The organism is Nocardia carnea, from assembly GCF_029868325.1.
GTDB classification, from domain to species: Bacteria; Actinomycetota; Actinomycetes; order Mycobacteriales; family Mycobacteriaceae; genus Nocardia; species Nocardia carnea_C.
Genome location: NZ_JARWNW010000104.1, coordinates 1 through 23,108, shown reverse-complemented (window position 1 = coordinate 23,108; position 23,108 = coordinate 1). Strand labels below are relative to the sequence as shown.

Sequence of the window (23,108 nt, the reverse complement as noted above, 5' to 3'; positions counted from 1 at the left end):
TCGGCAGTGACCTGTATCACTATCTCAACGGGTCACGCGGCGGGACGGGATACGCCTACGGCCCCGGATACAGGCGTCCGCGCGGGCGCCGGGAGAGGACCGGTGATGAGTACAGCCCTGAAGAGCTACGCCTCCGGCGCGTGGAATATGCCGCTGCTCGGGGATGCGATCGGCGACAATCTCGATCGCACGGTGGCCACTTTCCCCGATAACGATGCCCTGGTGGATGTTGCCGGCGGCCGGCGCTGGACCTATCGCGAGCTGGCGACCGAGATCGATGCGCTGGCGTCGGGGTTGCTCGCGGCGGGAATCGGCCGCGGGGACCGGGTGGGAATCTGGGCGCCCAACTGTCCCGAATGGGTTTTCGTGCAGTACGCGACCGCCAAGATCGGTGCCGTTCTGGTCACGATCAATCCCTCGTACCGCGCGCATGAACTGGAGTACGTGCTCCGGCAGGCCGGTATCCGGATGGTCGTCGCCGCGGAGTCGTTCAAGACGTCGGACTATGCCGCCATGCTGGCGGAGGTGCGCGCGGGTTGCCCGGCGCTGGAACGGGTCGTACTTCTCGGCAGCGCGGACTGGTCCGGCTTGCTCACCGTAGGCCACAATGCCGACCCCGCGGCGCTCGCCGCCGCACAGGACGGGCTGTCCGCGGACGATCCGATCAATATTCAATACACCTCGGGGACAACGGGGTTCCCGAAAGGTGCGACGCTGAGCCACCACAACATCCTGAACAACGGCTTCTTCGTCGGCGAGATCTGCGGTTACACCGATCAGGACCGCGTATGCATCCCGGTCCCCTTCTATCATTGCTTCGGGATGGTGATGGGCAACCTGGCCTGCACCAGTCACGGGGCGACGATGGTCATCCCGGCACCGGCGTTCGATCCCGCGGCCACGCTCGCCGCGGTACAGGCGGAGCGGTGCACATCGTTGTACGGGGTGCCGACCATGTTCATCGCCGAACTCGCCGAACCCGGATTCGACGACTACCGGTTGTCGACGTTGCGGACCGGGATCATGGCGGGTTCGCCGTGTCCGGTGGAGGTGATGAAGCAGGTCATCGAGCGAATGGGGATGAGCGAGGTGACCATCTGCTACGGGATGACCGAAACATCACCTGTCTCCACCCAGACCCGGGCCGACGACAGTATCGACCAGCGCACGGCGACAGTCGGGCGGGTGGGTCCGCATCTGGAGGTCAAGATCATCGATCCGGTGAGCGGCCGGACACTGCCGCGCGGGGAGCCCGGTGAAGTGTGCACCCGGGGTTATTCGGTCATGCTCGGCTATTGGGAGGACCCGGAGAAAACCGCCGAGGCCGTCGACGCGGCCCGCTGGATGCATACCGGCGATCTCGGGATCATGGACGACGACGGCTATGTGGCCATCACCGGCCGGATCAAGGATATGGTGATCCGCGGCGGCGAGAACATCTACCCGCGTGAGATCGAGGAATTCCTCTACACCCATCCCGATATCCTCGATGCGCAGGTGATCGGTGTCCCCGACGCCAGATACGGCGAGGAACTCATGGTGTGGGTCCGGATGCGTGAGGGTGCCCCCGCTCTCGATGCCGTGGCGCTGCGCGCATTCTGCGACGGCCGGCTGGCGCAGTACAAGATCCCCCGCTATGTGCATGTGGTCGACGAATTCCCGATGACCGTCACCGGGAAAGTACGCAAGGTGGAGATGCGTAAGCAGGCTCTGGAGCTGCTCGCGGACATGGACGAATAATCCCGCGCAGGTACCGACGCGATGGCGAACTCCGCCGGGCCGGGGTGGCCGGCCCGGCGAAGTCGCGGTTCAGGCAGGGGTGCCGAAAGATTCCAGAATCGTGTCGATCCGCTCACGGGCAGCGGCCGCCATATCCGGATGCGTGGTTTCGTACAGCTTTCCGGCTTCCACCGCATCGAGGATGATCTCCGCCGCCCGGGGCGCCGGAATCATCTCCTTCGCCATCTCGGCAACCGCCTCCATCATCGGCGCCAGCTTTGCCCTCACCTCGGGCGGCAACCCCTCCGACTCCGGTACCTCACCCTCCGGCGGAGTGGCGAGTTCGGCGAGTCCCCGGAACATCCGGGTATCCACCGGCCCCGGGCACACCACCGTCACACCGATATTCGGCGCGACCAGCTCCAGTTCGCCGCGCAGCGATTCCGAAATCGAGATGATCGCCGCTTTGCTCGCCGCGTACGGGGCACCGAAAAGGCCGACCGTCAGCCCCGCCAGGGAGGCCGTGTTGACGATATGCCCCTGCCCCGCGGCGATCAGATGCGGTGTGAAGACGTGGATACCGTTCACGACTCCTCCGATGTTCACCGCCCAGACCCGATTCCAGTCGGCCGGGGCGACCTCCCAGCTCGGTCCGCCCGTGCCCATCCCCGCATTGTTGAAAACCAGGTCGACGCGGCCGAATTCGGCGAGCGTCCGGTCGGCGAGGGCACGTACCTGTTCGATATCGGCGATATCGGTGGGCACGGCAAGCGCCCGGTCACCCAGTTCGGCAGCGGTTTTCGCCAACGCTTCGGCTTCGATATCGGCCAGGACCACCCGTAGCCCACGTTCGGCCAGCGCGGCGGCTGTTGCCGCACCGATTCCGTTCGCGGCACCGGTGACGACAGCGACCTGCCCGGCTTCCAGTTTCATACGCCCTCCGCTCGGCTGCCCACCCCGGCGGCGGGCTCCCCACCATCCTCGCGATATCGGCTGCCGGCCGCATCGGTCTCCGGGGCTACGCTCGTCTCATCCCCGGAGACGACCCGACCGGCCGGTCAGATGACGCCGAGGGCGAGCATGGCATCCGCGACCTGGATGAAACCGGCGATATTCGCCCCGACCGCATAGTTTCCGGGGGAACCGTATTCGTCGGCGGTCGCGAGGGTGCGATCGTGCACACCGCGCATGATCTCGGCGAGACGTTCCTCGGTGTACTCGAACGACCACGAGTCCCGGGAGGCGTTCTGCTGCATTTCCAGAGCGCTGGTCGCGACACCGCCGGCATTGGCGGCCTTACCCGGCGCGAAGCCGACCTTTGCTTCACCGAACACCCGCACCGCCTCCGGCGTGCAGGGCATGTTCGCGCCCTCGGCGACGACCGTGCAACCGTTGCGTACGAGCACGGCGGCGTCCCGGCCGTTGAGTTCGTTCTGGGTGGCGCAGGGCAGTGCGATATCGCACGGCACATTCCAGACCGATCCGTCTTCGACGAACCGCGCCGAGGGGCCCCGTTCGTCGGCGTAGCGGGAGATCCGGGCCCGCCGCTGCTCCTTGACCTCTTTGAGCAGTTCGAGGTCGATACCGGCTTCGTCGACGATATAACCGCTGGAATCGGAACAGGCGATCACCGTGCCCCCGAGCTGCTGCACCTTCTCGATCGCGTAGAGCGCCACATTCCCGGAACCGGAGACGATGACCTTCTTACCGTCGAAGCCTTCGCCGCGGGTCCGCAGCAGTTCGTCGACGAAGAACACCACGCCGTAACCGGTGGCCTCGGTGCGGACTTGCGACCCGCCCCAGGCGAGTCCCTTACCCGTGAGCACGCCCGATTCGAACCGGTTGGTGATGCGTTTGTACTGCCCGAACAGGTAGCCGATCTCCCGCCCACCGACACCGATATCACCGGCCGGGACGTCGGTGTGCTCGCCGATATGCCGGTAGAGCTCGGTCATGAATGCCTGGCAGAAGCGCATCACCTCGGCATCGGAGCGGCCCTTCGGGTCGAAATCGGAGCCGCCCTTGCCGCCGCCGATCGGCATACCGGTCAGCGAGTTCTTGAAGGTCTGCTCGAATCCGAGGAATTTCACGATCCCGACGTTCACGGTCGGATGGAAACGCAGCCCGCCCTTGTAGGGGCCGAGCGCGGAATTGAACTCCACCCGGAAGCCACGGTTGATCTGCACCTGGCCGGAGTCGTCGACCCAGGCCACCCGGAAGATGATCTGCCGTTCGGGTTCGCACAGGCGCCGGATCACGGCCGCATCGGTATAGGCGGGGTGTTTGGCGACCACCGGGGCGAGGCTGTCCAGCACTTCGTGCACGGCCTGGTGGAACTCGGTCTCCCCCGCATTGCGGAGAAGTACCTCGTCGTAGATCTCCTGTAGCTCCTCATGCAGAACGGGCATGGATCCGGTACCTCCTCATCGTCGATGACCCAGCGCGGTTCGACCACCGGGGCCGCGTTCGAGCATTCGCATCCGGCCACGAGCTCACCGCCGCAAGGTCACCGTTGTGAGCCTAACCCTCGGCCCGATTGCCCCTGTCACCTGCCCACACACGATGCCGCTCCGATTTGTGACGCGTAATTTTCGCCACAGCTGTCCGGTCCGGAGCCGGGTAATCTTCGCCACACCCGCTCGGCGGTCCGGTCGCCCGTCGCAGTGCTCAGCGAGGCAGGGCCGACCAGGAAGCGGGCGTCCGCGCCGACGCGGTGGCTCCCCGAGGTGACAATCCTCGGGGACCCCTGTGCCCGTACGGAATCCGGATATTCGGTGCGAAATGCGAACGCCCGGCCGGAGAAACCGGCCGGGCGTGGCACGCCGTGGCGTGGACTGCGCGAGAAGCGCTCAGCCCTTGTGCTTCTTGACCTCTTCGGTCAGCTGCGGGGCGACGTTGAACAGGTCGCCGACGATGCCGTAATCGGCGATCTCGAAGATCGGCGCCTCTTCGTCCTTGTTGACCGCGATGATGGTCTTCGAGGTCTGCATACCGGCCCGGTGCTGGATGGCGCCGGAGATACCCAGGGCGACGTACAGCTGCGGGGAAACCGTCTTACCGGTCTGGCCGACCTGGAACTGGCCCGGGTAGTAGCCCGAGTCGACCGCGGCACGCGAGGCGCCGACGGCCGCGCCGAGCGAATCGGCCAGGGTCTCGACCACGGAGAAGTTGTCGGCGGAACCGACACCGCGGCCACCGGAGACGACGATATTCGCCTCGGTGAGTTCCGGCCGGTCACCGGCGACGACGGGCTCGCGGCTGGTGACCTTGACGACGCCCTCTTCCTGCGCGGGGACCTCGACGGTGACCTTCTCGCCGGCGCCGGCCGAGGCGTTCGCCTCGATCGAGCCCGGGCGCACGGAGATCACGGGCACATCGCCGGTGGCCTTGGCGTCGACGGTGAAGGCGCCACCGAAGATGCTGTGCACGGCCGAGCCGTCGGCCTTGACGTCGATGACGTCGACCAGCAGGCCGGAGCCGATCCGGGCGGCCAGGCGGCCGGAGACCTCTTTGCCCTCGGCGCTCGCGGCGACCAGGACGGCCGCCGGGGAGGCGGATTCGACCAGACCGGCCAGCACGTCGACCTTCGGCGTGATGAGGTAGTTCTCGACATCGTCGGATTCGGCGACGTAGATCTTGGCGGCGCCGGCGGCGGCCAGCGCGTCGGACAGTTTGTCGGCGGTGCCGGGGACGCCCAGCACCACGGCCGACGGTTCACCGAGGCCGGCGGCGGCGCTCAGCAGTTCGGTGGTCACCTTCTTGACCGCACCGTCGGCGTGCTCGACGAGCACAAGTACTTCTGCCATTTGTCTGTTCTCCTAGAAGTTGCTGCGGGTGCGGGGACTCAGATGATCTTCTGGCCGACCAGGTACTGGGCGATCTTGGTGCCGCCGTCGCCCTCGTCGGTGATCTTCTCGCCCGCGGTGCGCGGCGGCTTCGGGGTGGACGCGGTCACCGCGGTGCCCGCATTGGCCACACCCACGGTCGACGGGTCGATACCCAGGTCTTCCAGGGTGAAGGTCTGCACTTCCTTCTTCTTGGCGGCCATGATGCCCTTGAAGGAGGGGAAGCGCGGTTCGTTGATCTTCTCGGTGACGCTGACGATGGCCGGCAGCGTCGCCTCCAGCTTGAACACGCCTTCGTCGGTCTCCCGCTCGCCGGTGATCTTCTCGCCGTCGACGGTGAGCTTGCGCAGATGGGTGAGCTGCGGGATGCCCAGGTACTCGGCGATAACGGCCGGGACGGCACCGGAGCGGCCGTCGGTGGCCTCGTTACCGGCGATAACCAGTTCGACGCCCTCGACCTGGCCCAGCGCACCGGCCAGGACCCATGCGGTCTGGACGGTATCGGAGCCGTGGATGGCCGGGTCGTTGATGTGGATGGCTTTGTCGGCGCCCATGGACAGGGCCTTGCGGATGGCCTCGGTGGCGCGATCCGGACCGGCGGCCAGCACAGTGACCTCACCGCCCTGCGCCTCCTTGATCAGGAGGGCTTCTTCGACAGCGCGCTCGTTGATCTCGTCGAGCACCGCGTCGGCGGCTTCACGGTCGAGGGTGAAGTCACCGTCGGTCAGCTTGCGCTCGGACCAGGTATCGGGCACCTGCTTGATGAGTACGACGATATTCGGCATCGGTCTTCGTCGACCTCCTGTTCTGGTTACCTGTATTGGCGGTCGCACGATCTCCAGCGGCCGTACGTCCATGTGAGTAGCTCAGGCCGAGACATTACCCTACGTTAAGTTACTCGTGGGTAACTTACAAGCGCGGCCGTCCGGAGGGCCTCCCTGGACACCCGTGTACCGGGCAGTACCAGTAACCTCGTCGCAATGAGCGAGGCTGTGATTCCCGCCGCACCGGCTACCCCTGACGTACTGGAGCCGCTGCCGTTGACCGGTGAGCGGACGGTGCCGGGTATCGCGGAGGAGAACTACTGGTTCCGCCGGCACGAGATCGTCTACGACCGGCTGCTGTCGCGGTGCGCGGACAAGGTGGTACTCGAGGCCGGATCGGGCGAAGGATACGGCGCGAATATGATCGCCGAGATCGCGACCGCGGTGATCGGGCTCGACTACGACCGTGGCGCGGCCGCGCATGTGCGCGCACGATACCCCCGGGTGCGGATGATCCGCGGTAATCTGGCCGCTCTCCCACTGCCGGACAACACGGTCGATACCGTGGTGAATTTCCAAGTGATCGAACATCTTTGGGATCAGGTGCAGTTCCTGCGCGAATGCCTGCGCGTACTGCGCCCCGGCGGCGAACTGCTCATCAGCACCCCCAACCGGATCACCTTCTCCCCCGGCCGGGACACCCCGCTCAATCCGTTTCACACGCGCGAACTGAACGCCGCCGAACTGAGCGAACTGCTCGAGGAAGCCGGTTTCCGGGTGGAACTCATGACGGGTGTGCACCACGGCCCGAGCTTGCGTGCCCTGGACGAAAAACACGGCGGCTCTTTCATCGACGCGCAGATCGAGCGGGCACTGGCCGGTGAACCCTGGCCGGCCGAACTCACCGCCGACGTCGCGGCTATCACCGTCGACGATTTCGCGCTGAGCCCCGCCGATATCGACGCCAGCCTCGACCTGGTCGCCCGAGCGGTGAAACCGTGAGCGCCGACAACACCGGCGACGCGGTACCCGGACAATTCACACTGGTCCTGCACTCACACCTGCCCTGGCTGGCCCATCACGGCCGGTGGCCGGTCGGCGAGGAATGGCTCTACCAGTCGTGGGCGGCCTCGTATCTACCGGTCGTCGAGGTCCTGCGCACGCTTGCCGCCGAGGGCCGCTCACATCTGCTGACGCTGGGGATAACCCCTGTTCTCGCAGCACAACTCGACGATCCGCACTCCCTGGCGGGTATGCATCACTGGCTCGGCAACTGGCAGTTGCGGGCCGACGAGGCCGCCATGGCCGGCAACAAATCACTCGGCCGGCACGAGCACCGGCTCGCGGCGGCCGCGCTGGCCGAGTTCGAACAGAACTGGCGGCACGGGGCGGCGCCGGTCTGGCGGCAGCTGCTCGACGCCGATGCCATCGAATTGCTCGGCGGCCCGCTGGCACATCCGTTCCAGCCGTTGCTCGACGAACGGCTGCGCGATTTCCAATTGCGTGAAGGTCTCACCGATGCACGCCTGCGCTGGGGCCACACCCCCTCGGGGTTGTGGGCACCGGAGTGTGGGTTCACGCCGGGAATGGAAGACGGCTACGCCGCCGCCGGTGTGACGCATTTCATGGTCGACGGGCCCGCTCTGCGCGGGGATACCTCGCTCGGCCGGCCGGTGCGCGACTCCCCCGTCGTCGCATTCGGACGCGATCTCACGGTCAGCTACCGGGTGTGGTCGCCGAAATCGGGTTACCCCGGTAACGGCGCCTACCGGGACTTCCATCACTACGACCACGCCACCGGACTCAAACCCGCCCGGGTCACCGGGAAAACCGTCGCCGGGCCCGACAAGGCGCCCTACGACCCCGCACTCGCCGCGGCCCAGGTCGAGCGGGATGTCGCCGATTTCGTCGCGACCGTACGCGAGCGGCTCATCACCGAGACCGAACGGATCGGGCGCCCCGCCCTGGTGGTTGCGGCCTTCGATACCGAACTGTACGGGCACTGGTGGCACGAGGGCCCGCAGTGGCTGGCCCAGGTGCTGCGGGCGCTACCCGAGGCCGGCGTCACCGTCGGCACCCTCGCGGACGCCCGCGAACGCGGGTTCGTCGGCGACCCCGTCCCGCTCACCGATTCCTCGTGGGGGTCGGGTAAGGATTGGCGGGTCTGGGCGGGCGACCAGGTCCGCGACCTGGTCGAACTGAACGAGGAAATCGTCCGGCTCGCGCTCGACACCACCGCGAAGATGCGGGCGGCCGCGCCCATCGGCCGCGACCCGGTGGCCGATCAACTCCTGCGCGAAGCCATCCTCGCGGTATCCAGCGACTGGGCGTTCATGGTCAGCAAGGATTCCGCCGCCGGCTACGCCCGCGACCGCGCTCACCAGCATGCGCACGCCGTCCGCGAAATCGCGGGCGCCGTCGGCGCGGGACAACTCGCGCGGGCCCGGGAATTGGCGGCCGGATGGGCCGCGGCCGACGGCGTGTTCCCGGCCCTGGACGCGCGTAGGCTACGCGTCAATCCAGCAGAAGGACCGCGATGAAGATCTTGATGGTGTCGTGGGAGTACCCACCCGTGGTCGTCGGGGGTCTGGGCAGGCATGTCCACCACCTCGCGACCTCGCTCGCCGCGGCCGGACACGAAGTGGTGGTGCTCGCACGGCGCCCCACCGGCACCAGCCCCGCCACCCACCCCACCCATTCGTTCGTCGCCGAGGGCGTGCTGGTGGTGGCGGTCGCGGAAGATCCGCCGATCTTCGATTTCGGCGAGGATATGCTCGCCTGGACCCTGGCCATGGGGCATGCGATGGTGCGCGCGGGGGTCGCACTGGACAAACCCGGTATCGGCGAAGGCTGGACCCCCGATGTGGTGCACGCGCACGACTGGCTGGTGGCGCATCCGGCGATCGCGCTGGCCGAGTACTTCGACGTCCCGCTCGTCTCCACCATCCACGCCACCGAGGCCGGGCGGCACAGCGGCTGGGTCGCGGGGCGGGTGAACCGGCAGGTGCATTCGGTGGAATGGTGGCTGGCCAACGAATCGGATGCGCTCATCACCTGTTCGGCGTCCATGCAGGACGAGGTGGAACGGCTCTACCGGCCCGACCGGGTGCCCGTGCATGTGATCCGCAACGGAATCGACGTGGGAGCCTGGTCGTTTCGCGCCCGCCCGCCACGCAGCGGGCCGCCGCGCCTGCTGTATGTGGGGCGGCTCGAATACGAGAAAGGAATCCAGGACGCGATCGCCGCGCTCCCCCGCATCCGCCGCGCCCACCCCGGTACCACGCTGACCATCGCCGGGGTCGGCACCCAGTTCGAATGGTTGCGGGAGCGCGCCCGCGTACACCGGGTGGCGCGCGCAGTGCATTTCACCGGGCAGCTGGACCACGCCGAACTACTGGGCTGGCTGCACGGCGCCGACGCCATCGTGCTGCCCAGCCGCTACGAGCCGTTCGGGATCGTCGCCTTGGAGGCGGCGGCCACCGGAACACCGCTGGTCACCTCGACCGCGGGCGGCCTCGGCGAGGCCGTGATCGACGGCGTGACCGGCGCCTCGTTCGAACCCGCGGACGTCAACGGCCTGGTGGACGCGGTGATCGCGGTCCTCGACGACCCCACCGCCGCGCAGCAACGCGCGCGGGCCGCCCGGGACCGGCTCACCGAAGATTTCGCCTGGGATGTGGTGGCCGCGGAAACGGCCGGGGTCTATTCCGGCGCAAAACGCCGGGTTCGCACTCCCCTCGGCCGACCCGAGATCGACCGCCGGCCGCTCCCCGAAAGGGACCCCGCCCAGCCGTTGTGAACCACGGCCGGTAGAAACCGGAGTTGCCCCGGTGGGACGGTCTTGCAGAAAATCGCTCGAATTGCTGTGCTCCCCGCGCTCGCAGCCGGCGGGCTGCTGTTCACCGGCGCCACCGCCACTGCGCTCCCACAGGTCGGTGTCGACGCCGGCACGTCGGCCGAAACCGAGGCCGAGATCGACCGCTCCGGTGTGGACGGCAGTGTGGAAGGCGACGCCGGCGCCGGTGCCACAGTGGGTCCCTGGCATCTGAATACCGGGGTCGACGGGTCCGCGTCGCTCGGAGTCGGCTGAGACGGTAACCACGCCGACGGCGTCCTGTACCGGTATCGACCGGCTCGGGGCGCCGCCGTCGCGCAGCCGTGTCAGGCTTTTTCGCGGAAGGTGAAGATCTCGCCGATCCGGGTCGCGACCACGACTTCCCCTTCGGCGCCCACGGCCGTTCCGGTGGTGGTGCCCGTTGCGCCGGGCAGGACATCGGAGTCGAGGGTGGCGCCGGTGGCGGTATCGAAGGTGATCAGGTTCAGTCCGTCGCCGATGGCGGCGGGAACGTATCCGGTACCGCCGGCCGTCTGGACGGGAGCGCCGCGCAGGGCCAGATCCTTACGCTCCCACACTCGTTCGTAACTGGCGCCGGTATCGCGCAGGGCCATCAGGTAGCCGTCGTCGCCGGCCGGGATGATCAGGCCGTCGTCGGAGACCGAGATCCCGCGGCGCGGCTCCCAGTCCAGATGCGCTTCCCATTTCGGCTTCCCGTCGGCGGTATCGACGGCCAGCAGGCGCCGGCTGTTGTCACCGATGTAGAGCGTGGACCCGTCGGCGGAGAGGGCGGGATCGGTGGCGCTGCCCCCGGCCAGGATCTCCCTGCTCCACTCCTGGATAACCTTGCCTTCGGCGTAGCGCAACGCCACCAGGGCGGCATCGGGTTCGCCCGGTTTACGCACCGTGGCATAGATCCGCCCGGAGTCGACCTCCATCGCGGCGATGGTGGCCACCGCGCAGTTCGGGCCACCGGTGGCGCAGTCTTCGAGCCCCTCGCCGGCGGGCGGCCAGTCGACATTGGGGGTCTTCAGGAAATCGGGCGTCGGCAGCAGCTGCTGGGTGGGCACCATCCGTTTACCGGTCTGCCGTTCCAGCACATCGACCTGACCCGATTGCGTGATCACCAGCAGATGGCCGTCACCGGTGAACTGCATCCCGGTCGGTACCCCGGCCACCGGTGTACGCCAGCGCGGCTGGCCCAGCTGGTTCGCGGATTCGACCGCACTGTCCAGCCCCACATACACGTTGCTCGCGCCGTCGAGCAACGTGGGCGAGTAGATGGCGTGCGGGCCCAGCGGATTGCAGAAACGTTTACGCCCTGTGGGCATCTGGTATGAGTAGATGTCACAATTCGCATCGGTCCGGGTGGTCAGGAAGATCTGCCCCTCCGAACCCACCGTCACCGGCTGGGCGATGGGCCCGCCGACCGGACGCGACCACTGCAGGCTCAACGCCCGCGACCCGGTGACCTGGGTATTACCGCTGTTACGGGCCTCGTGTCCCGCCGCGGGCCAGCCCAGCCCCCGGCCGACAGTGATGTCGTCCACATCGGTTCCGCACGCGGTGAGCACACCCACCGCCGCGACAATCACCGCGAGCCAGGACCCGGTCCGTACGCCGCCGCCGATACGCACCTGCTGGTCTCCTCCGTCGTCCTGTCGCCCCGGCCATGTGTGAGATTAACGGAAGGGTATAGGCCGGGCCCGCGGAGCACGAAAGTAGGCTGTTCGGCGGTAGGGGCCACGCGATACCCGGCAGGAGCAGGCGGCGCCCGCAGGCGACAGCTTGCGTAACCACGAAGGGCGGCGCCGCTCGGTGCCCAGAGATTCAGGAGAGACGTCGTGACGAGCATGTGGGGCGCACCGTTGCGCACGCGATGGCAGGGTTCCCGGCGCCGGGACCCCAGGCAGGCCCGTTTCCTCACCCGCGATTCGCTGCGCTGGGTCCTGGCCAACCGCGCCTACACCCCCTGGTACCTGGTGCGGTACTACCGCCTGCTCAAGTTCCGGCTGGCCAATCCGCACGTGATCCTGCGCGGCATGGTCTTCCTCGGTAAACGCGTGGAAGTTCACGCCACCCCCGGGCTGGGCCGGCTCGAGATCGGACGCTGGGTCCATATCGGCGACGGTAACGCCATCCGCTGCCACGAGGGTTCGCTGCGGATCGGCGACAAGGTGGTGTTCGGCAAGGACAACGTGGTCAACACCTACCTCGATATCGAGATCGGCGAATCGACGCTGGTCGCGGACTGGTGCTACATCACCGATTTCGACCACCGCATGGACGACATCACCATGCCGATCAAGGACCAGGGCATCGTGAAGAGCCCGGTACGGATCGGACCGGACACCTGGATCGCCGCCAAGGTCACCGTGCTGCGCGAAACCCGGGTCGGACGGGGCTGTGTCCTGGGCGCGCATGCCGTGGTGAAAGGTGAGATCCCGGATTTCAGCATCGCCGTCGGTGCCCCCGCCCGGGTGGTGAAGAACCGGAAATCGACCTGGGAGGCCGGCGCCGCCGAACGCGCCGCCCGGGAGGCGGCGCTGGCCGATATCGAACGGAAGAAGAACGGGGTCGCGCAGGACGCGTGACCCGCGCATACCCGTAGCCGAGGCTACGGCGATTTCAGCGATTCCATCTTCTTCACGATCCGTTGCACGGTGAGCCAGGTCCGGGTGGTGATGTTCTTCCCGTAGTTCCGTTCCAGCCACATCATGAAATTCGGGGTGTTCGGCGCGGAGTTGTCGATGATCGAGAGAAAGGCCCGTGCCTGCTCGTCGTAGCCGACGACCTTCGTGCGCGGGTCGGTATCGGCGGGCATCTCGACGCGGGAGTGGGCGCCGCCCTTGAAGAAAGTCACGGTCAGGTAGGTTTCGCGGCCGTGGGTGTAACCGGCGAAGGGGTCGCGGTCCAGCAGGGCGCGTAGTTCGGCATGGTCGCGGATCATCGTGCCGCCCGCGATCCCGAGTTCGGTGTTCAGGGCCTGCTGGATGCGCTCCTCGAGCTCCGCGCCGGGGGTCTGCTCGGTGGCGAATACGATATTGCCGCTGGACAGCACCGACGCCACCGATTCGAAGCCGAGCCCGGTGAACACACCACGCAACTTCTCGTTGCTCATATTCGGATTGCTGGGCATGATGCCGCGTAGCAACGCCGCGTACCTGGTCATGGGCAGACGGTACCCCGGCGCCCCGACATCCTCCGTGGCCTGCGCCGGTGTCCTGCCCACGAAACCACGGGCAGGGCAACTCGGGGCTGGGCGGCGACCGGAATCGGCACTACGTTCGCTGCTGATCGGTACGCTCCGGTCAGGAAGGAAGTAATCATGCGTCGCACTCTCCGGGCCGGCCTGCTGGCAGCGGCCCTGTTCGCGATCCCGGTCGCCGGCGCGGCCACCGCCTCGGCCGTACCGCTCGTACCGCAGGCACAGCCCGCCGTCGAGCCGCAGGCGTCCGAGGACATCGGGCTCGTCTGCACCATGCAGTATCCCCCGTCCCCCCTCTGCTTTTTGTCGTCGCTGTCGGCCTCGATTTCGGGACCGTCCACAGCGGGCTGAGCCCCACCGCCGAGACGACCCCGGGGCTGTTCTCACCTTCCCCGGGGCGTTTCGGCGGTCGACAACCGGCCCTCCTCGCATATGCCGTAGCCGCTGCCGAAACGCAATGCGCGGCTCCCCGTTTCATATTGCGATCTCATGGCTACTCCAACAGCCTGGGCGGATTTGCCTACGATGGCTGCATTGATCGATATCGTCCAGCAGTTCACCCGGCCCGCTCCGAGCGCCGGTTCACACTGTGGCACCGGTTACCGATACGCCGGATATCGATTGCCGAACGCGGGAGGGGCGATGCCAGGAGAAGGCCCGGTACTGCATGGGCTGGAACCGATCACCGGCCAACTGATCGAACAGTTGGTCCAGCGGCCGGACGGCCGGAGCAGATTGCTGCCGGTGGTGGTCGCGGTGGGGCCGCCCGGGAGCGGGAAAACCGTTCTGCTGCACTCGCTCGCCCAGCGCTGCGCGAAACTTCCACTCGCCCACGTGGATCTGGGCCGGGGTGAGCGCACCCCACGCGAGATCTTCGGCGAACTCGCCTTCGAACTCGGCCGCAAACGCGCGCAATTCGGCAGTATCACCTTTCCGCAGTTGTGGTTGTGTGTCGTGGCGGTCGGCAGCACGCTGCATCTGCAGGCCGACAACCGGCGGGCGGCGCTACAGAGCCTGCGTCAGGTCGTTTCCAGCGCCCAGCCGATGGAGGCGCGCAGCCAGAGCGTCGCCGATATCCTCGAGGCCGCCGGTCAGGTGCCCGAAGGGTTGTCGCCGTGGGTGGGTATGGCCGTGGAAAGCCTGCTGCAGAGCCTGAACCGGCTCAGCATCAGGCGGCGTATCAAGCGGGGACCACGGCTCACCGGCGAGGAGGTCGAACGCGACGATATGCTGATCGACCTCGCCAAATGGGCACACGGTGACGACGAATCCCGCGCCGAGGCCGACGCCATCTTCGGGATGGCATTCCTGCACGATCTGCGCCACGCCTACAGCGGTATGCGGGGCACGGGGCGCACCCTCAATTCCGTACTGCTACTGGACAATGTGCACAGCCCCTCGGGCCGGCATTTCCTGCAGACCCTGCGCGAAGCGCGGCGGCGTAATGGTGCCGAACCGGATCCGCTGGTGGTGGTCGCCACCAGCGCGCAGTGGCTGCCCGCCTGGAGCGAATGCTGGCACCGTCCCGGCATGCACCGCTTCAGCGATATCACCGAACGCCGCGAACCCGAACACCGGACCGGCGGTCTCGAATGGCCGGAACCGCGTACCCCACCCGATATCTTCACCGACTGGGCGTCCGCCGATAATCCGGCCGCGTCCTGGTTTCCCTGGTACCTGGTGGATCTGAGCCGGTTGAGCGCGCAGACCACCGGTGATCTCGCCGCCGATCAGCGCATGCGCTCGGTGCCCCGGGTCGCGGATTTCGTCCGTGCCCTCACCGGCGGGAACGCCGCCGCAACCACCGATGTCCTTGCCGCACTGGAGCAGACCGGGGAAGACGACCCACTCGCCTGCGCGCGAACCGTCCTCACCAGCGCGGTAGGCACTCACCACGACCCCCTGCAGGAACCGGTCGACGCGCCCGGCACGGTGCTGGAGCGGGCCCGCGAACGATTGCTCGGCGATTTCGCGGCCGCCGAGAACTTGCGTGATCTGGTTACCGCCGCCGCGGGCCGCACCGTGGATGTGCTCTATCAGCGGGAGATTCTGGATTCCGCCCTGCCGGACGGGGAGGCGTTGCTCCAGGAACTGCGCAACCGGCTGTGGATCCGGACCGGCGGTGGGCCGGAACCGGAGATGGTGCTCGATACCTGGCTGCGCCGGATCCTGCTCTGCGAACTCGCCGACCGCGAACCGGACGATCCCCGGAGCTGGGAGGGCACCCATACGATCTGCCGGGACGTCTACCGGCGCAAATTCGAGGAAGGCGAGGCCGCAGCCGAAATAGCGGCCATCTACCACGATCTCGCGCTCGGCGAGCTGGGCGCCGCCATCGAATACCTGGAGCGGCCGTTCTTGCCCGGGCACACCGAGTTCGGCCACACCGCGGCCACCGACTGGCTCTCCGATCTCGATCTGATCACCTCGGCCCCACGCCGCCCGGACGCCGAAGGAACTCCGTTCACCCAGGTCGAAACGATCGTCCGGGACAACGGTCTGGAGCCCGAACACGAAATGGCGTGGTTGATCGCGGCGCTGTGGGTGTCCAACGATCCGCTCGGCGATCCGCAACGGATTCTCGATCGCACCATCGAGAACGAATTCCGGCAGCTCGCCCGAGGTCTCGGCCGCGGGGCGCTGCTGCTGTACGAACGAGCGGAGAGGTATCGATGACCACCTTGATCCAGCCGCCGCCCCCCAGCTACCGGAAATGGTGGTGGGTTCCCGCCGGGCTCCTGGTGGTGGCCTTGGTCGTCGCCGCGGTGATCTGGCTGCCCGATCGCTTCCGGGCCGACGGCGGCTGCGGCGGCGGTGTCATCCGCAACGACAACGGTCAATGCGTCGGAATCAGCGACGGCAGCGTGAGTTTCACACCGGATATCGCCGATCTCGAACAGCGCATCCACGATGAGAACAGCGCCGTCGTGGAATCCGGTGAGCCGTATGTGAGCATCGTCTTGCTGACCCCGATGACGTCCGGCGACAACGAAGAAGGTTTCGTCACGATGTCGGGTATCCGGCACCGGCTGGCCGGCGCACATCTGGCCCAGCTCGCCGCGAACAAGACCGGCATCTGGGACCACAGCCCGAAGATCCGTTTACTCCTGGCGAACCCGGGCAGCGATTTCGCCTCATGGGAATTCGTGGTCCGCGAGATACAGGCGCGCCGGACGACCGACAATATCGTCGCGGTCACCGGGATATCGTTCAGTCTCGAGCCGGCGCTCGACTCCATCGAACGGCTAACCGCTCCGGCCGCACCGGAAAAGCCGATCGGGGTGATCGCCTCGACACTCACGATCGATGATCTTCCGACTTCGCGTGCCTTCCTCAAGGTTTCGCCGGCCGCCTCGCAACACGCGCGGGCCGCCGCGGAATTCCTCGCCGACAGCGACGAACGAATCCTGATCGTCCGCGACGACAACCCGGCCGACCGTTACGGCCGCACCCTCGCCGAAGCCTTCGAATCGCAATTCCCCGGCGATTCGCAACGATTCGCCGGGAGGCCACAGCCCTACGACGCCGGATACGGCCAGGTGTCGATCGCGTTTCGCTCCATCATGCCGAATATCTGCGACCGGGAGCCGAGCACCATCTATTTCGCGGGCCGGGGTGCCGACGCCGTCGATTTCCTCACCGCGCTCACCGAACGCGACTGCCGCGAGAAGCCGATCCAGGTGATCACCGCCGACGATATGCCGTACTACCAGCTCTCGGATAGTCTCGCGGGGAAGGCGCTCGAAGCCAATATCAAGGTACGCTACACCGGGCTGGTCCATCCGGATGCCTGGCGCGAAAACCCCGACGGATTCAATATGTTCGCGGTCGACCTGTTCTCACCCGAGTGCGAAGGCCCGGTCTGCTACAACGAGTTCTCCGATGGCGATGTGCACGATTTCGCGGCCGTGATGGAACACGACGCCGTGGTAACGGCCGTACGGGCAACCCGGAACGCGGCCGGGGTGCCCGGCGACCCTGTGGACTCGGACGGTGTCCTCCAGGCGATGAAACAACTGTATTCGGCCTCGGCGTTCAACGCCGCCAGCGGGCGACTCGACTTCGACGACAAGGGACTGCCGATCAATAAACCCATATTGATCCTGGAGGCAAGAAACGGCGCGCCACCGCTCTATCTCGAATCCCGCTAGCGGGCCGGGGTGGCTGCCGGCGCGGGCGGACGGTTCAGCGTCCGGGCGAGCCCGGCGGAGCCGGTCGCCTATCCGGTGCCACCGTCTCGGCCACGCGGCGCGCGAGACGTTCGGTCAGCCGATCACGGGCCGCCGGCCATTCCTCGGCGAGGATCGAGTAGATCACCGTGTTGCGGCGGCTGCCGTCCCGCCGCAGGGCGTGCTGCCGGAGAATGCCCTCCTGTGTCGCGCCGAGCGCGGTGACGGCGGCGCGGGAACGCGTATTGCGGTCGTCGACGGTGAATTCCGCCCGATGGGCTGCGAGGGTGCCGAAAACGTGGTCGAGCAGTAGCAGTTTCGCTTCGGGATTGATCACGGTGCCGCGGACTCGGCGCGAATACCAGGTGAAACCGATGGTGACCCGGCCGTGCTGTGCCTCCATGTTGTAGAGCGAGGTGGTGCCGACGATCCGGTTGTCACGCAGGTCGACCGGGACGAGTACCTGGCGTCCCGAGGACAGGGCATGGGCCACGGTTTCGGCGGAGGGCGGCCGTGATTCGATGCCCTCGGGGAAGTAGCGCAGGGTGTCGGGGTCGTCGTGGGCGGCGGCCAGTTCCTCGGCGTCGCCGGGTTCGAGGGGGCGCAGCAGCACATGGTCGCCGCGGAGCCGGGGTGGGTGCTGCCAGAACTCGCTTCGCATGGCACTCCTCGGGTCGGTTACAGCTTGTCTACACCGACGGGAGCGGTCGGCACCAGCCTATTTCGGCTGGTGCGGGCGCGCCCAGCCTCGATCCGGTTCAGCAGGCGGCAACGGCCGCACCGGTACACCGGCGGCAACGGCCGGACGAGCGGTTTCGGTGGGTACTACAGGACAAAATGGGTCGAGCGAGGACGGCCCCAGCGATTGCGCCATCACTGCGCAGTCGCGGAGCCACTCATCGGGAAGCACGGCACAGGAAGACAGTGGCAGCGCGGCCGATCCGGGTGATCACCAGCGCGTAGGACTCGGAACCGGTCAGCTTCAGCCGGCGCCGCAGCACATCCGGGTCGACGTCCACACCGCGGACCAGGATCTCGAGGGCACCGCACTCCCGGCGCCGCAGTTCGGTGCGCAGAGTCTTCTCCCGGAACTCGAGCCGATCGATGATCCGGAACCCGCGGACACCGGCGGGCAGCCGGTCGCCGGTCAGATAGGCGATCCGGGGGTCGAGCTGCCACAGGCCGTGGCGGGCCGCATAGTGCCGGACGAGCCCGGCGCGGACCACCGCACCGTCCGGGTCGATGATCCACTCCCCCGGTGGCTGCTCCGGGATCTCGTCGGGCTCGGCGTCGGTCAGGGTGGTCACCGTGCCCTGGCCCGTGAGCACCGTGGCCCGGCGGGTGACGCCCGGTTCACTCAGACCCGCCGACCACAGGCAGGCTTCGCGGACCGCCCCGTCCAGCGATACCACCTCGATCTCCCCCGCCCAGCCGAGCCGATCGAAATCCAGTCCGGGCGCGCACTTCACAGCCAGGTCCCGGCCGGGATAGGCGGCCAGCAGATCCGGTAGCGGTGGTTGCAACGCGGCCGGGTCGAAGGTGCGCTTATCCCCCGCCCGGCGGGCCGGGTCCGCGATGATCACCGTGCCGGCGGTACACGGCACCAGCGCATCGGCCCGGACGAGGAGCGTGTTCGTCGGTACTCCTCCTGCCCCGGCGGGCGGCACCGCTCCCGGCCCGTCGGCAGGCGCCGTGAACGGCACGGCTCCCAGCGCGTCGACAGGTGCCGTTCCCGCCGCGCTGGGTGGCACCGGGGTCGATCCCCCACGATTGTTCGGGAGTTCGTCGGCTGTACGGGCCGGTTCCACTGCGTGCGGCCGGGCACTGGACCCGGTTGCCGGCAACCACGCCGCATCCGGCGCCACCGAAACGTATCCCTCCGAAGCCGACTCGTCCCTGCGGAACTCCTGCCCGGCGCCGGGCCGCGATACCGGTCCGGGCCCCCATCGGGCATCATCCGGAGACACCGGGCGGGACAGATTGTGCCGCGCCATCCTGAGTCTCACCTGGTCCAGATCGCTACCGACAACCCGTGGGCAGACCCGCGCCAGCTCGACCAGTTCCGCCCCGATCGAGCAGGTCACATCGTGTACATCGCGACCCGCCAGGCGGGTGGCGCGATGCCGGGCCACCAGGGTCGGGGTGGCCTGCTGAAGCGCATCGTCGGTGAACAACCAGTCCTGCGCCCCGGACAGCTTGGCGGCTGCCCGGCGGCGCAGGCGCACGGTTTCGATCAGCGCCGGCGCCCGGTCACCGTGCGCGCGGCGCACCGCCGCCACATCGTGCAGCTGGGAGGCCGTCGTGAGCGCCAGCTCCGCCACCTCGGCCAGCGCGGCCGCGCCCGGCGGCGACGCCAGATAGGCGATATCGGCCGCGCTGAAGCCGTACCCCATCTACTTGCCGGCGGCCGGCTTCACCCCGGTGATCATGGCGTTGTAGAAGAACTGGCGCGGAACCACGCGACGCATCACGTTCTCGTCCACCCAGCTGAGCCCGAGCCATGCCCGGTACATCGCCATCCGGTAACCGAAAGTGAGTTTCTCGTCCGGTACCGCGGCCTCGAAGGTGCGTACCGGCCAGCCCCACAGGGCGGCGGCGAACTCCTCGGTATGCGCGGCCACGTCCACGGCGCCCGCCGAACGGGCCATATCCTCGAGCTGGGTGGGGTCGAAGGTGTGCAGATCGACCACGGCCTCCAGGGCGGCGGCGCGCGACGATTCGTCCAGTTCTTCCTGGGGCCGGCGCCAATCCCGCAGGAACGGGAGCTTGGTGATCGCGGTGGTGGCCTTCCAGGTGATGTTGCCCAGATTGCGGGCGTAGAAGTTGCCGATGGTGGTGGGTTCACCCGCGAAGACGAACCGGCCGCCCGGCTTCAGCACGCGCAGGCATTCGCGTAGCGACTGCTCGACATCGGGGATGTGATGCAGCACCGCGTGACCGACCACCAGATCGAAGGTGTCGTCGTCGTAGGGGATGGTTTCCGCGTCCGCGACCCGGCCGTCCACATCCAGACCCAGATTCTCGGCATTACGCAGCGCGACCTTCACCATGCCGGGCGACAGATCGGTCACCGAACCGGTCTTCGCGATCCCGGACTGCATCAGGTTCAGCAGGAAGAAACCGGTTCCGCAGCCCAGCTCCAGGGCCCGCTCGTACGGCAGGTCCGCCTCGCCGACCGCGGCGTCGAACCGGCCGCGGGCGTACTCGATACAGCGTTCGTCATAGGAGATCGACCATTTGTCGTCGTAGGTCTCCGCTTCCCAGTCGTGATAGAGCACCTGGGCGAGCTTGGTGTCCTCGAATGCTGCTTCGACCTCCGCGGCGGTGGCGTGCGGATGTGGTGCGGGGTCGTCGGGGCGTACCGTCATGGTCGGAGAGCCTATCCTTTGCTTGGGGGTGGCTTGATACCACCGGGTGGGTCCGGGTGGTCCAGGCCTCGTTCAGGCGCCGGTGAACTCGGCGAACCCCGGCCCGTCCTGCAGGTAGGACCGTGTTCCCAGGCGCTGATCGGCGGTATCGAACAGGTGTGCCCATTCGGTGCGGGCCCGTTCGTGGCCGTGCGGTCCCGCCTCGAACACCGCTTTGGCGGCCGCCAGCGCCTGGGCCGGGCCGGTGCTGAACTGCCGGGCCCAGGCGATCGCCGAATCGAGCACATCGTCGGGTGCGACCACCTGGTCCACCAGACCCAGCCGCGCGGCCTCGTCGGGTTCGACGAAACGCCCCGTGTAGACGAGGTCCTTGGCGGCGCCCGGGCCGATAAGCATCGACAGCCGCCGGATTCCGGCGAGCGGGATCATTCCGGTGCCGATCTGCGGAAGCCCGAGCTTGACGTTGTCGCCGATGATGCGCCGGTCCGCGCCCAGGACCAGTTCCAGCCCGGCGCCGAGCGCATACCCGCTGATCGCCGCGACCGCAGGTTGCGGGATGCGGGCCAGGCAGCCCAGTGCCGTCTGCAGATCGGCGGCCATGGCGGTGGCCTGTTCGGCCGGTAGGGCGGCGAGTTCGGCCAGGTCGTCACCCGCACAGAAAACCCGCTCGTCGCCGTAGACCACCAGCGCCGCGATCCCGGAATCCGCACCACAGGCCTCGGCTGCCTCGGCGATCTCCCGGATCAGCTGAGTGCCGAACAGGTTCAGCGGCGGCCGGGCGATCCGCAGCACCGCCACGCAGCGGCCGGAACCGGCCGCGTGATCGGGTTCGAGCCGGGACAGGGATACGAATTCGGCCATGAGCCGATACGCTACCGGGCGCCCGAACCGGAGCCGCCGCGCCCGGAACCACCCAGCAGCGACGGATCGGTATCGCGCATCCCCTTCGACCCCTGCAGGCGGGACGTGTCCGGTATATCGGCGAAATAGCTCATGTTGCCGGGGAATTGCAGCAGCATCTTCCCGTCCACGGGACCGAATTCCGGCTGGACAGGTTCGATCGGGGGTTCGGCGGCGAGGATCTCCGCAGTGTCGGAGAAAGCACCGAGCGAGGTCAGCTGCGACCAGGTCGGGGGCAGCAGCACCTGGTCACCGGCTTTCCAGGTGGCCAGCGCGGCGGCCGGGGTGGACCAGTGCACACCGTCGGATTCCGAGGTCGCTCCGTCGGCCAGCTGGCCCGCGGGCAGCATCGCGACGAAGAAATGAGTGTCGTAGCGGCGGCGCTCCACGGTCGGGGTGATCCACCGCGCCCACGGCCGCAGCAGATCGGCGCGCAGGACCAGCTTCTCCGCGGCCAGGAACTCGGCCAGGGTCAGATCGCGCCCTTCGATCCGTTCCCGCTGCCGCCGGTATCCGGCGGTATCGGCGACCACCGTGTCCGCGGTGGGGCCGGCCAGCAGCACCCCGCACTCCTCGAAGGTTTCCCGCACCGCGGCGCAGACGAGTGCCTTCGCCCGCTCCTCGGATACCCCGAACCGCTGCCCCCACCAGCGCGGCGCCGGCCCGGCCCAGTCGATATCGACCTCCGCGTCGACCGGATCCACCCGGCCACCGGGAAAAGCGGTCATCCCCGCCGCGAACTCCATCGCCCCGGCCCGCCGCTGCAGGAAAACCTCGGGTCCGGCCGCACCGTCGCGGACCAGCATCACCGTCGATGCGTCCTTGGCCTCGGGCACCTCGGCAGGTTCCGGCACAGTCGTCTCACTCACCCCTGCACAGTAACTCTTGCCCTCGACCGCGCCCGATCGCCCACCACCAGCGCCGGGCCCCAGTGGCCGCGAGCATGGGCTCCGCTGAACTCGGCGCCTCCACCGGGCACGTCCGGTTCGGATACCGCCCGGTCGGTCCACATCCGGCTCCAGTCTCTTTCTCCGCATGCGATCAGGCAGCCTCCGCGGTTCGGGGCCCGTCTCGTTCTGGAGCGACAGAGCGGAGGAGCGAAGCGGAGGAGCGGCGGAGTGAAGAACGAGACCAATGGGGCCCCGAACCCGCGGCCGCCCCGCGGGCCAGCGCGCCGGATGCACCCGAACTCCACAGTCCGCTCAGCGCGCCGTCGCTGCCGTTGACCATGACGAATGTGGGCCGCGGCGTGTTGTCCGGCGCCGGGCGGAAGAAATAGCCGGGCAGGGTGCTGTTCTCG

General features: G+C 67.8%; 20 protein-coding genes and 1 pseudogene. 9 read left to right on the top strand and 12 right to left on the bottom strand.

The window, feature by feature from the left end:
• The first annotated feature begins 105 nt into the window (after positions 1–105).
• The gene (locus QH196_RS07025; RefSeq protein ID WP_280414933.1) at positions 106–1,740 is read left to right on the top strand and encodes an AMP-binding protein; all 1,635 of its coding nucleotides are present in this window, start codon (positions 106–108) and stop codon (positions 1,738–1,740) included.
• 69 nt (positions 1,741–1,809) lie between these two features.
• On the opposite strand, the gene QH196_RS07020 is transcribed toward QH196_RS07025, so the two are convergent.
• The 4 genes from QH196_RS07020 to QH196_RS07005 all read right to left on the bottom strand — a co-directional run bounded on the left by QH196_RS07020 (position 1,810) and on the right by QH196_RS07005 (position 6,349).
• Entirely contained in the window at positions 1,810–2,652 is an 843-nt protein-coding gene (locus QH196_RS07020; protein WP_280414932.1) for an SDR family NAD(P)-dependent oxidoreductase, read from the bottom strand.
• 125 nt (positions 2,653–2,777) lie between these two features.
• Positions 2,778–4,127, bottom strand: coding sequence for an NADP-specific glutamate dehydrogenase (gdhA, locus tag QH196_RS07015; protein ID WP_280414931.1), 1,350 nt, complete (start codon positions 4,125–4,127; stop codon positions 2,778–2,780).
• A 441-nt stretch (positions 4,128–4,568) separates the two neighbouring features.
• Positions 4,569–5,525, bottom strand: coding sequence for an electron transfer flavoprotein subunit alpha/FixB family protein (locus QH196_RS07010; RefSeq protein WP_280414930.1), 957 nt, complete (start codon positions 5,523–5,525; stop codon positions 4,569–4,571).
• 38 nt (positions 5,526–5,563) lie between these two features.
• Positions 5,564–6,349 (bottom strand): electron transfer flavoprotein subunit beta/FixA family protein, encoded by a 786-nt coding sequence (locus QH196_RS07005; RefSeq protein ID WP_195054856.1) that lies wholly within the window; start codon positions 6,347–6,349, stop codon positions 5,564–5,566.
• A gap of 195 nt (positions 6,350–6,544) precedes the next feature.
• Here QH196_RS07005 and QH196_RS07000 point away from each other — a divergent pair, with 195 nt between their 5' ends.
• The 4 genes from QH196_RS07000 to QH196_RS06985 are packed head-to-tail and all read left to right on the top strand — an operon-like array spanning position 6,545 to position 10,418.
• On the top strand, positions 6,545–7,330 hold the full coding sequence (locus tag QH196_RS07000) for a class I SAM-dependent methyltransferase (RefSeq protein ID WP_280414929.1): 786 nt from the start codon (positions 6,545–6,547) through the stop codon (positions 7,328–7,330).
• Positions 7,327–8,868: a glycoside hydrolase family 57 protein gene (locus tag QH196_RS06995; protein WP_280414928.1), complete on the top strand. Its 1,542-nt coding sequence runs from the start codon at positions 7,327–7,329 to the stop codon at positions 8,866–8,868. The genes QH196_RS07000 and QH196_RS06995 overlap by 4 nt, the downstream gene beginning before the upstream one ends.
• Entirely contained in the window at positions 8,865–10,127 is a 1,263-nt protein-coding gene (locus tag QH196_RS06990) for a glycosyltransferase family 4 protein (RefSeq protein WP_280414927.1), read from the top strand. The genes QH196_RS06995 and QH196_RS06990 overlap by 4 nt, the downstream gene beginning before the upstream one ends.
• A 42-nt stretch (positions 10,128–10,169) precedes the next feature.
• The gene (locus QH196_RS06985) at positions 10,170–10,418 is read left to right on the top strand and encodes a hypothetical protein (protein WP_280414926.1); all 249 of its coding nucleotides are present in this window, start codon (positions 10,170–10,172) and stop codon (positions 10,416–10,418) included.
• Positions 10,419–10,489: 71 nt separating this feature from the next.
• On the opposite strand, the gene QH196_RS06980 is transcribed toward QH196_RS06985, so the two are convergent.
• The gene (locus tag QH196_RS06980) at positions 10,490–11,800 is read right to left on the bottom strand and encodes a PQQ-binding-like beta-propeller repeat protein (RefSeq protein WP_280414925.1); all 1,311 of its coding nucleotides are present in this window, start codon (positions 11,798–11,800) and stop codon (positions 10,490–10,492) included.
• 207 nt (positions 11,801–12,007) lie between these two features.
• Here QH196_RS06980 and QH196_RS06975 point away from each other — a divergent pair, with 207 nt between their 5' ends.
• Positions 12,008–12,757 carry an acyltransferase gene (locus QH196_RS06975; protein WP_062979790.1) on the top strand — a complete coding sequence of 250 codons (750 nt, stop codon included), beginning with the start codon at positions 12,008–12,010 and terminating at the stop codon, positions 12,755–12,757.
• A gap of 23 nt (positions 12,758–12,780) precedes the next feature.
• Here QH196_RS06975 and QH196_RS06970 read toward each other — a convergent pair whose 3' ends face one another.
• Positions 12,781–13,335 (bottom strand): DUF1697 domain-containing protein, encoded by a 555-nt coding sequence (locus QH196_RS06970; protein WP_280414924.1) that lies wholly within the window; start codon positions 13,333–13,335, stop codon positions 12,781–12,783.
• Between the two features lie 156 nt (positions 13,336–13,491).
• Here QH196_RS06970 and QH196_RS06965 point away from each other — a divergent pair, with 156 nt between their 5' ends.
• From QH196_RS06965 to QH196_RS06955, 3 genes are all read left to right on the top strand, one after another.
• Positions 13,492–13,722, top strand: coding sequence for a hypothetical protein (locus QH196_RS06965; protein WP_280414923.1), 231 nt, complete (start codon positions 13,492–13,494; stop codon positions 13,720–13,722).
• Between the two features lie 291 nt (positions 13,723–14,013).
• Positions 14,014–16,047, top strand: coding sequence for a hypothetical protein (locus QH196_RS06960; RefSeq protein ID WP_280414922.1), 2,034 nt, complete (start codon positions 14,014–14,016; stop codon positions 16,045–16,047).
• Positions 16,044–17,522 carry a hypothetical protein gene (locus QH196_RS06955; RefSeq protein ID WP_280414921.1) on the top strand — a complete coding sequence of 493 codons (1,479 nt, stop codon included), beginning with the start codon at positions 16,044–16,046 and terminating at the stop codon, positions 17,520–17,522. The genes QH196_RS06960 and QH196_RS06955 overlap by 4 nt, the downstream gene beginning before the upstream one ends.
• A 34-nt stretch (positions 17,523–17,556) precedes the next feature.
• Here the strand turns inward: QH196_RS06955 and QH196_RS06950 are convergent, their stop codons facing one another.
• From QH196_RS06950 to QH196_RS06925, 6 genes and pseudogenes are all read right to left on the bottom strand, one after another.
• Positions 17,557–18,201 (bottom strand): GNAT family N-acetyltransferase, encoded by a 645-nt coding sequence (locus QH196_RS06950; protein WP_280414920.1) that lies wholly within the window; start codon positions 18,199–18,201, stop codon positions 17,557–17,559.
• Between the two features lie 235 nt (positions 18,202–18,436).
• Positions 18,437–19,933 carry a THUMP-like domain-containing protein gene (locus tag QH196_RS06945; RefSeq protein ID WP_280414919.1) on the bottom strand — a complete coding sequence of 499 codons (1,497 nt, stop codon included), beginning with the start codon at positions 19,931–19,933 and terminating at the stop codon, positions 18,437–18,439.
• The gene (locus QH196_RS06940) at positions 19,934–20,908 is read right to left on the bottom strand and encodes a class I SAM-dependent methyltransferase (RefSeq protein ID WP_280414918.1); all 975 of its coding nucleotides are present in this window, start codon (positions 20,906–20,908) and stop codon (positions 19,934–19,936) included. It abuts the gene before it with no gap.
• A gap of 72 nt (positions 20,909–20,980) precedes the next feature.
• Entirely contained in the window at positions 20,981–21,769 is a 789-nt protein-coding gene (locus QH196_RS06935; protein WP_280414917.1) for an enoyl-CoA hydratase-related protein, read from the bottom strand.
• 11 nt (positions 21,770–21,780) lie between these two features.
• Positions 21,781–22,614 carry an NUDIX hydrolase gene (locus tag QH196_RS06930; protein ID WP_280414982.1) on the bottom strand — a complete coding sequence of 278 codons (834 nt, stop codon included), beginning with the start codon at positions 22,612–22,614 and terminating at the stop codon, positions 21,781–21,783.
• 235 nt (positions 22,615–22,849) lie between these two features.
• Positions 22,850–23,108: pseudogene (locus QH196_RS06925) on the bottom strand (hypothetical protein); the annotation flags it as partial.

What these genes read in the sequence shown, in the direction of transcription:
- QH196_RS06940 (WP_280414918.1), bottom strand. Translation starts at nt 20,908, where the DNA reads ATGACGGTACGCCCCGACGACCCCGCACCACATCCGCACGCCACCGCC.
- QH196_RS07025 (WP_280414933.1), top strand. Translation starts at nt 106, where the DNA reads ATGAGTACAGCCCTGAAGAGCTACGCCTCCGGCGCGTGGAATATGCCG.
- QH196_RS06960 (WP_280414922.1), top strand. Translation starts at nt 14,014, where the DNA reads ATGCCAGGAGAAGGCCCGGTACTGCATGGGCTGGAACCGATCACCGGC.
- QH196_RS07000 (WP_280414929.1), top strand. Translation starts at nt 6,545, where the DNA reads ATGAGCGAGGCTGTGATTCCCGCCGCACCGGCTACCCCTGACGTACTG.
- gdhA (WP_280414931.1), bottom strand. Translation starts at nt 4,127, where the DNA reads ATGCCCGTTCTGCATGAGGAGCTACAGGAGATCTACGACGAGGTACTT.
- QH196_RS07020 (WP_280414932.1), bottom strand. Translation starts at nt 2,652, where the DNA reads ATGAAACTGGAAGCCGGGCAGGTCGCTGTCGTCACCGGTGCCGCGAAC.
- QH196_RS06965 (WP_280414923.1), top strand. Translation starts at nt 13,492, where the DNA reads ATGCGTCGCACTCTCCGGGCCGGCCTGCTGGCAGCGGCCCTGTTCGCG.
- QH196_RS06970 (WP_280414924.1), bottom strand. Translation starts at nt 13,335, where the DNA reads ATGACCAGGTACGCGGCGTTGCTACGCGGCATCATGCCCAGCAATCCG.
- QH196_RS07005 (WP_195054856.1), bottom strand. Translation starts at nt 6,349, where the DNA reads ATGCCGAATATCGTCGTACTCATCAAGCAGGTGCCCGATACCTGGTCC.
- QH196_RS06945 (WP_280414919.1), bottom strand. Translation starts at nt 19,933, where the DNA reads ATGGGGTACGGCTTCAGCGCGGCCGATATCGCCTATCTGGCGTCGCCG.
- QH196_RS06935 (WP_280414917.1), bottom strand. Translation starts at nt 21,769, where the DNA reads ATGGCCGAATTCGTATCCCTGTCCCGGCTCGAACCCGATCACGCGGCC.
- QH196_RS06930 (WP_280414982.1), bottom strand. Translation starts at nt 22,614, where the DNA reads ATGCTGGTCCGCGACGGTGCGGCCGGACCCGAGGTTTTCCTGCAGCGG.
- QH196_RS06955 (WP_280414921.1), top strand. Translation starts at nt 16,044, where the DNA reads ATGACCACCTTGATCCAGCCGCCGCCCCCCAGCTACCGGAAATGGTGG.
- QH196_RS06990 (WP_280414927.1), top strand. Translation starts at nt 8,865, where the DNA reads ATGAAGATCTTGATGGTGTCGTGGGAGTACCCACCCGTGGTCGTCGGG.
- QH196_RS07010 (WP_280414930.1), bottom strand. Translation starts at nt 5,525, where the DNA reads ATGGCAGAAGTACTTGTGCTCGTCGAGCACGCCGACGGTGCGGTCAAG.
- QH196_RS06950 (WP_280414920.1), bottom strand. Translation starts at nt 18,201, where the DNA reads ATGCGAAGCGAGTTCTGGCAGCACCCACCCCGGCTCCGCGGCGACCAT.